The 8,437-nt window shown below is 72.5% G+C and carries 3 protein-coding genes; all 3 read left to right on the forward strand.

Annotated features, from left to right (window positions below):
* The first annotated feature begins 26 nt into the window (after positions 1–26).
* Positions 27–1,409: a sensor histidine kinase gene (locus ABTX60_RS01905; RefSeq protein WP_352095118.1), complete on the forward strand. Its 1,383-nt coding sequence runs from the start codon at positions 27–29 to the stop codon at positions 1,407–1,409.
* Positions 1,410–1,539: 130 nt separating this feature from the next.
* On the forward strand, positions 1,540–2,883 hold the full coding sequence (locus ABTX60_RS01910) for a serine hydrolase domain-containing protein (protein ID WP_352095119.1): 1,344 nt from the start codon (positions 1,540–1,542) through the stop codon (positions 2,881–2,883).
* A gap of 159 nt (positions 2,884–3,042) precedes the next feature.
* Positions 3,043–8,437, forward strand: a 5,395-nt coding sequence (locus tag ABTX60_RS01915; protein ID WP_352095120.1) for a non-ribosomal peptide synthetase, incomplete at its 3' end; no start/stop codon positions are given.

The raw sequence follows: 8,437 nt of genomic DNA on the forward strand, positions 1-8,437 counted from the left end.
GCTGACGCACCATGGTCCGTAGCCCCATGACATTCCCGACTCCCCACCGTGTGGCCGCCGGCCTCATCTACCTCTCCGTGGGCAGTCTGGTCGGCCTGCTGCTGGCCCCCCTCCTGGCTGCCTCGCTCGCCCTGCGCGCCGTCTCGTGGCTCCTGCTCGTCGGCATTCCGACGGCGGTCGTCGTCGCCGTGCGCGGCGCGGGCGCGCTGGTCCGGCGGACCGTGCCGGCGGCTCGGCGGCGGACGAGGGGGACCGAACACGCCCTGGGCGAGGTGCTGCGGCAGGTGCCGGCCCGGATGGCGGCCCTGCGCGACGGCATGTCGTTCAGCCTGCCGCTGCTGCGGGCCGTCGCCGACCTGGAGCGTCTGCTCGCCCACTCGGGCGTCGGCGACCCCGGCGACCCGTCGCACCGGTTCACGGAGGCCGACCGGGAGGTGCAGCGCGAGCGCCGGTCCGCCGAGGCGGGCTGGGACGACCTCGGCTACCTCGGACTGCTGTTGCTCGGCACGGTCTGGCTGCTGCCGCTGGCGACCCTGGCGTTCCCGGTGATCGCCTTCGTCATCGCCCTGCCCCTCGGGCCGCCCGAGCAGCTCGCGTTCGGGCCCGGCGTGACGCTGCCGGTGACCGGGGCGGTGGCGCGCGTGTCGGTCGCTGTCGCCTCCGTGGTGCTCTTCGCGGTGCTGCTGGGCGTACTGCTGTGGATGGGCAAGCTGCGAGCCCGGATGGTGCGGCGCGTCCTCGGCCGTATCGACGCGGCGGAGGCTCGGCTCCGGGAGCAGGCGGCCGAGCGCCAGCGCATCGCGGCCCTACGGGTCAACGACGCCGATTACCGTCGCCTGGAAAGGGATTTGCACGACGGAGCCCAGGCGCGTCTGGCGGTTCTGCTCATGCGCCTTTCGCAGGCGAAACGCCGGCAGCGCAACAACGTGGAGTATTTGAATGCGCTCATCGACGAAACACACCAGGAAATCGGCAGGGCGCTCAATGAGATCCGGGACCTGGTCCACGGAATTCAGCCGCCCATTCTGAGCGACCGCGGCCTCGACGCGGCCGTCACCGCGCTGACAGAGCGGTTTCACGTGCCCGTCGCCGTGTCCAGCACTCTCAATCGACGCCCCGATGTGAGCGTGGAGTCGACCGCGTACTACATCGTCGCGGAATGCCTGGCGAACACGGTCAAGCACGCGTCCGCCACACGAATTCAGGTCGACCTGGAGGAGCGCGAGAACCAGCTGATCGTCTCGGTGACGGACGACGGCACAGGCGGCGCCTCGCCGGCCGACGGGACGGGGCTTCGTGGCCTGGAGGACCGGGCGGCCGCCCTCGGCGGGCAGTTGGACGTCACAAGTCCCCCCGGTGGGCCGACGACGGTGACCGCCACTCTCCCCTGGTCAACTCTACCCATCTGACCTGCACTTTTTCCTTAAATCGAAACTCCTTGCCTTTCTTTGAACAGGTCATCGAGGATGAGGGGGTACGGCTACCCGCACCCCCCACGGTGCGGGCAGCCGTACCCATGACGTTCATCAAGGGGGAGATGTGGAAGCGCCTCTTGCGGCAGACCGACTACGCAGGCTCACGCACGACCACTCTGTTCCCGGCGCGCAGCTGACCATCCACAGGGCCGGCGAAAGCCTGTCCGTGACCACGGGTGTGACGCGCGTCGGAACAACCCGGCCGGTGACTGCGGACACCGCTTTCGCCCTGGGTTCGGTGACGAAGGCATTCACGGCGACCGTCGCCGCCCAGCTCGTCACCCAGGGAGATCTCGAATGGGACGAACCGGTCGCCGAATACCTGGCGGAGTTCGACGGAGCGGAAGACGAAAGGTTTTCCGCCGTCACCCTGAGACATCTTCTGAGTCACACCGCCGGACTGGTCGCCGACCATGAACTCGACGACGCACGGGAATCGTCCCTGGCGCGCTACACGGCAAGCGTCGCGGCCACGTCGCCCCTGCATGAACCCGGTCACTGTTTCTCGTATTCGAACACGGGCTACAACGTCGTCGGACGTGTCATCGAGACCGCCGGTGACATGAAATGGCAGGCGATCGTGGAGAACTTCCTTTTACGGCCGCTCGGCATCGACCCGGTGTTCGTGAGCGGCATTTTCGCTGCGGGTCTGCGCACCCTCGCCGACGGCCACGCCGTACGGACCGGCCGCGAGCGCACCGCGCACCCCGTCGACCCGTACGTACCGGCCGGCTGGGCACCGGCGGGCGGCCTCGCCGGAAGCGCCGACGACCTGGTCGCACTCGCCGCCCTGCACCTGGGCACCCACCCCGACGCCGACACCCTGCTCCCGGCCCCGGACCGTGCCGAGATGGCGGCCCGGGACCCCCTCGCCGACGCCTTCGGCATGGCCGACGGCTGGGGTCTCGGCCTCGCCCACTACGCCTCCCCCGACGGCACCTGGCTCGGACACGACGGCACCGCCGACGGCGGCACCGCCCACCTGCGCTTCCACCCGGCCACCGGGACCGCCGTCGCGTTGACCACCAACGCGACCACCGGCACCCTGCTGTGGGCCGACCTCGTCGACACACTGCGGGAGCACGGCATACCCGTGGGCGACCATCACCCCGCGGTCTCCACCGCACCCGCCGTGACGACGGGGTCCGACCGATTCACCGGTGACTATCGCAACGGCGACACGTGCTTCGCCGTCCGCGCCCGCGGCGACGGCTGCGCCCTGCGGCTGACCGACGCAACCGGATTCACCGCCGACCTCGCGCTCCACGGCGACCTGACCTTCACCGCCCGACGCACGGACACCGACACCGCGCCCTACACGGGCCGGTTCGTCACCGCACCCGCAACCGGCGATGTGGTCCTCATGCAACTCGGCGGACGCTCCGCCCGGCGGGCGCCGGCCGCGTAACCCCGCCTCGCCCGCCGCGGACACACCCCGCCCGTCACCACGCTCCGGTCGGCGCCGCGACGGCCCCTCTCCACTCCGTCTTCTTTCGATTTTCCGGCTTCCTCACCCCTGCCCTGGCCCACCCATGCCCGGAAGCCGCCCTTTTCTGGAGGTACACACGTGGCTCGCGCCGACGTGCCGGTGAACCCGGCAGTCCCCGACCGGATCGAGTTCTGGCGGGCCCGACTGGACGGCGTCCCGCCCCTGGAGCTCCCGGCCGACCGGCCCCGAGCGGTCGTCCGCGCGACCACCACCGCCCCGCACACCTGCGAACTGCCCGGTTCCGCCGCCCGGGCCGTGACGGAACTGGCCGAGCGCCACGCCACCGGCCGCACGGCCGTGCTCGCGGCCGCCGTCACCGCCCTGCTCTTCCGCTACTCCGGGCAGGAGGACATCGCCCTCGGCTCGGTCTCCCCGCGCACCGGTCACACCCTCGTCGTGCGCACCGACGTCGACGCCGCGGCGCCCTTCAGCGTCCTGCTGCGCGACACCAGCCGCGCCCTGGACGACGCCCTCGCCCACGACATCCCCTTCGCCGACATCGTCGACGCGCTGTCCCCCGCGCGGGACACCAGCATCACCCCGTACGTCCAGGCCATGGTCGCCGATCTCGACGAACTCGCCCCGGCGCAGCACGACTTCGACCCGTTGGACCTGTCCTTCGAGATCTCCGCCGACGAGCGGCTCCTGCGGGTCCGGCACAGCACCGCCCTGTTCGACGAGGCCACGGCGGCTCGCCTCGCGGGTCATCTGGCGGTCCTGCTGACCGGCGCCGCTGAACGCCCCGACCTGCCCCTCACCACGTTGCCCCTCCTCACCGACGGGGAGTTCGAGCAGGTCGTCCGCGTCTGGAACGACACCGCCCGCGAGGTGCCGACCGGCACCTTCCCCGAGTTGTACGCCGCCCAGGTCGCCGCCCGCCCCGACGCCGTCGCCGTCATCGACGAACACGGCTCCGTCACCTACCGCGAACTGGACGAGCGGGCCAACCGCATCGCCCACCACTTGACGGCACTGGGCGCCGGGCGCGATCACCTGGTCGGCCTGTGCGTCGAGCGGACCGCCGCCATGGCCGCCGGTCTGCTCGGCATCATGAAGGCCGGCGCAGCCTACCTGCCGCTCGACCCGTCGTATCCGGCCGACCGGCTCGCCTACATGCTCCGGGATTCCGGCGCCCGTCTCGTGGTCACCCAGCGCGAGCTGCGTGACCGGCTGCCCGACACGGGTGCCACGCTGGTCGACCTCACCGGCGACCGGGCGGCCCTCGACGCCCGCCCGGCCGCCGCCCCCGAGACCGCGGTCGCCCCCGAGGACCTCGCATACGCCATCTACACCTCCGGCTCCACCGGTCGGCCCAAGGGCGTCCTCGTCTCCCACCGCGGCATCGGCAACCTGGCGGCCGTGCAGGCCCACGCCTTCGACGTGGTCCCCGGCAGCCGGGTCCTGCAGTTCGCCTCTGCCAGCTTCGACGCGGCCTTTTGGGAGGTCTGCATGGGCCTGCTGACCGGCGCCGCGCTGGTCATGGGCTCCAAGGAGACCCTCGCCCCCGGCGAACCGCTCGCGTCCTACGCCGCCGAGCACGGCGTCACCCATGCCACCCTGACCCCGGCCACCGTCGCCGTGCTCCCCGAGGGCCGCGGGCTGCCCGCCGACGCAACCCTCGTCGTCGCCGGCGAGGCGAGCACCGCCGACCTGGTTGGCCGCTGGTCCCGCGGCCGGCGCATGGTCAACGCCTACGGCCCGACCGAAACGACCGTCTGCGCCACCATGAGCGCCCCGCTCGGCGGCGCGATCGTCCCGCCCATCGGCACGCCCATCGCCAACTTCCGTGTGTACGTCCTCGACGACGCCCTGCACCCGGTCCCCTCCGGTGTGCGCGGCGAGCTGTACATCGCGGGCGTCGGACTGGCCCGCGGCTACCACGGACGGCCCGGCCTCACCGCGGAGCGCTTCGTCGCCAACCCGTACGGCGAGCCCGGAGAGCGCATGTACCGCTCCGGTGACGTGGCGCGCTGGAACACCGACGGCACCCTGGAGTATCTGGGCCGCGCCGACGACCAGGTCAAGGTGCGCGGCTTCCGCATCGAACTGGGAGAGATCGAGAGCACCCTCGCACTCCACCCCGACGTCGCCCAGGCCGTGGTCGTCACCCACAACACCAACCTGCTGGCCTACGTCTCGTCGTCCGGAGCACGCCGCCCGTCCGCCGGGGAGCTGCGCGCCCACCTCGCCGAGGGCCTGCCCGACCACATGGTGCCGTCGGCCATCGTGGTGCTCGACACCCTGCCGCTGACACCGAACGGCAAGGTCGACCGCAAGGCCCTGCCCGCACCGGCTTCCGTCCAGGAGAGCGCCGGCACGGACCGGACCGCTCCGCGCGACGCCATCGAGGAGACACTCGCCGGAGTCTGGTGCGAGGTCCTCGGCGTCGAGAGCATCGGCGTGCACGACGACTTCTTCGCCCTGGGCGGCAACTCCATCCTCGCCGTCCGGGCAGTCTCCCGGATGCGCGCCGCGCTCGGCACCACCCTGCCGCCGCGCATCCTCTTCGACACTCCGACCATCGCCGGTCTCGTCGCCTCCCTCACCCCCGACGAGACCGCCGAGGACCCGGCCATCCCCGTCGCCCCGCGCGACGGCGCCCTGCCCATGTCGTACGGGCAGCAACGCCTCTGGTTCCTGGCGGACTTCGACCCCGGCAGCGCCGAGTCCCACACGGCGACGGGGCTGCGCCTTACCGGCACCCTCGACACCGCCGCGCTGCAGGCGGCCGTACAGGACCTGACGGACCGGCACGAGTCGCTGCGCACCACGTTCGGTGTCGTCGGCGGACGCGGCGTCCAGGTGGTCCACCCGCGGTTCGCCCCCGAGTGGCGCACCGAGGACCTGACCGGCCTCGCGGAGCGGCCGCGCCAGGAGCGGCTCCGGGACCTCGTCCGCGCGGAGACGAACCGCCCGTACGACCTGACGGCCGGACCACTGGTCCGCGTGCTGCTGGTGCGTCTCGCCGACGACGAGCACGTGTGCGTCCTCGGCATGCACCACATCGTCACCGACGGATGGTCCATGGGCATCGTCACCCGCGAGCTGGGCGAGCTGTACACGGCCCGCACCGAGGGGCGCGAGCCCGAACTGCCGAAAGCCGGCGTCCAGTACCCGGACTTCGCTGCCTGGCAGCGCGGTCGCCTGGAGGAGGGCGGGCTCCTCGACCGGCAGCTCGACTGGTGGCGCGAGCGCCTCGACGGCATCACCCCGCTGGAGCTGCCCACGGACCGGCCGCGGCCCGCCTTGCGCTCCTCGACCGGCGCCACATACACCTTCCCCGTCCCCGCCGACACCACCACCGCTCTCAGGAACCTCGCGCAGCGGCACGGCGCGACCCTGTTCATGGCGCTGACCACCGCGGTGAAGACCGTCTTCGCCCGCTGGTCGGGCCAGGAGGACATCGCCGTCGGAACCGCCTCGTCCGGCCGCGACCACCGCGACCTGGAGAACCTCGTCGGCTTCCTGGTCAACACCGTTGTACTGCGCTCCCACGTCGACCCCGACATGTCGTACGCGCAGCTGCTGACACGGCTCAAGGAGACCGTGCTGGATGCCTTCGCCCACCAGGACGTACCCTTTGAGCGCCTGGTGGACGCCGTCGGAGCCGCGCGTGACACGAGCCGCACGCCGCTTGTGCAAGCCATGGTCGTCCTGCAGAACGCGCCGGCCGAGCCCGTACGGCTGCCGGGCGTGCGCGCCGCCGACCACCCGGTGCCGCGGGACGCCGCGCCGTTCGACCTGACGGTCGAGTTCTTCGAGACCGACGGCGGCCTGACCACCCGGGTGGGTTACAGCACCACACTGTTCGACGAGGCGACCATCGCCCGCTTCGCCGGACACCTGACGACCGTCCTGTCCGCCGCCACCGCCGAGCCCGACCGGCCTCTCGCCACCCTGCCGATGCTGACGGAGGAGGAGTACGCGCAGGTCGTCACCGGCTGGAACGGTCCCGTGTGCCCCGCCCCCACCGGCACGCTCCCTGAGCTGGTCGCGGAGACCGCGCGACGGCGCCCGGACGCGCCAGCCGTGGAGGACGAGCACACCGTCCTCGACTACCGGGAGCTTGAGGAGCGGGCCAACCGGCTCGCCCACCACCTCGTGTCCCTGGGCGCCGGCCCGGGCACCTTCGTCGGCCTGTGCATCGAGCGCGGCGTGGAGATGGTCGTGGGCCTCCTCGGCATCATGAAGTCCGGCGCCGCTTACCTGCCGCTCGACCCCGGCTATCCGGCCGACCGGCTCGCGTTCATGCTCCGGGACTCAGGCGCCGGCCTCGTGGTCACCCGGACCGAGCTGGTGGGGCGGCTGCCGGACACCGGCGCCGTGATCGTGGACCTGGCCCGGGACAGCGACGCGCTCGCCACGCTGCCCGCCACCGCGCCCGAGCCCGGCCCGCGCGCCGACGACCTGGCGTACGTCATCTACACCTCTGGCTCCACCGGTACCCCCAAGGGCGTCCTCGTCCCGCACCGCGGCATCGGCAACCTCGCCGCCGCCGAGATCGAGCGACTGGCCGTGGACGAGGACAGCCGGGTCATGCAGTTCGCCTCGTCGTCCTTCGACGGCGCGGTCATGGAGGTGCTGATGGCCCTCCCCGCGGGCGCCACCCTCGTCCTGCCGCCGCACGGCCCGCTCGTCGGCGAGGCGCTGCAGACGTTCCTGCGGGAGCGGCGCCTCACCCACGCGCTGTTGGCACCCTCGGCCGTCGCCACCCTGACGCCGGAGGGGCTCGACGTCCTGCGCACCCTCGTCGTCGGTGGCGAGGCCAGCACCGGTGACCTGGTGGCCCGCTGGTCGGCCGGACGGCGGATGGTCAACGCGTACGGGCCGACCGAGTCGACGGTGGTCGCGACCATGAGCGCGCCGCTCACCGGCGGGGCCGTGCCGCCGATCGGCACCCCGCTGCCCAACACCCGCGTACGTCTGCTCGACGCGGCCCTCCGGCCGGTGCCCGTGGGGTTGCCCGGCGAGTTGTACATCGCCGGCCCGCACCTGGCGCGCGGCTACCACGGACGCCCGGGGCTGACCGCGGAGCGGTTCACGGCGGACCCGTACGGCGAGCCGGGCGACCGGATGTACCGCTCGGGCGACATGGCCCGGTGGCGGGCGGACGGCAGCTTGGAGTACCTGGGCCGCGCGGACGACCAGGTCAAGCTGCGCGGCTTCCGTATCGAGCTGGGCGAGATCGAGACGGCCCTGGGCCGCCACCCGGACGTGCGGGACGCGGTGGTCGTCGTCAACCACGACGAGACCGGCCGGGGGCGTCTGGTCGCCTACCTGGTGGCCGACCACGAGCTGTCCACCGGTGAGCTGCGCTCGCACCTGGCCGGTTCGCTGCCGGACTACATGGTGCCCGCGATGTACGTACCGCTGGAGCAGCTGCCGCTCACCCCCAGCGGCAAGGTCGACCGCCGCTCCCTGCCCACGCCGGACCTGTCCGCGGTGCGCGCCGGTTCCGACTACACCGCCCCCC

This window comes from Streptomyces sp. NPDC126510 (assembly GCF_040302345.1).
Classification (GTDB): domain Bacteria; phylum Actinomycetota; class Actinomycetes; order Streptomycetales; family Streptomycetaceae; genus Streptomyces.

What these genes read in the sequence shown, in the direction of transcription:
- ABTX60_RS01905 (WP_352095118.1), top strand. Translation starts at nt 27, where the DNA reads ATGACATTCCCGACTCCCCACCGTGTGGCCGCCGGCCTCATCTACCTC.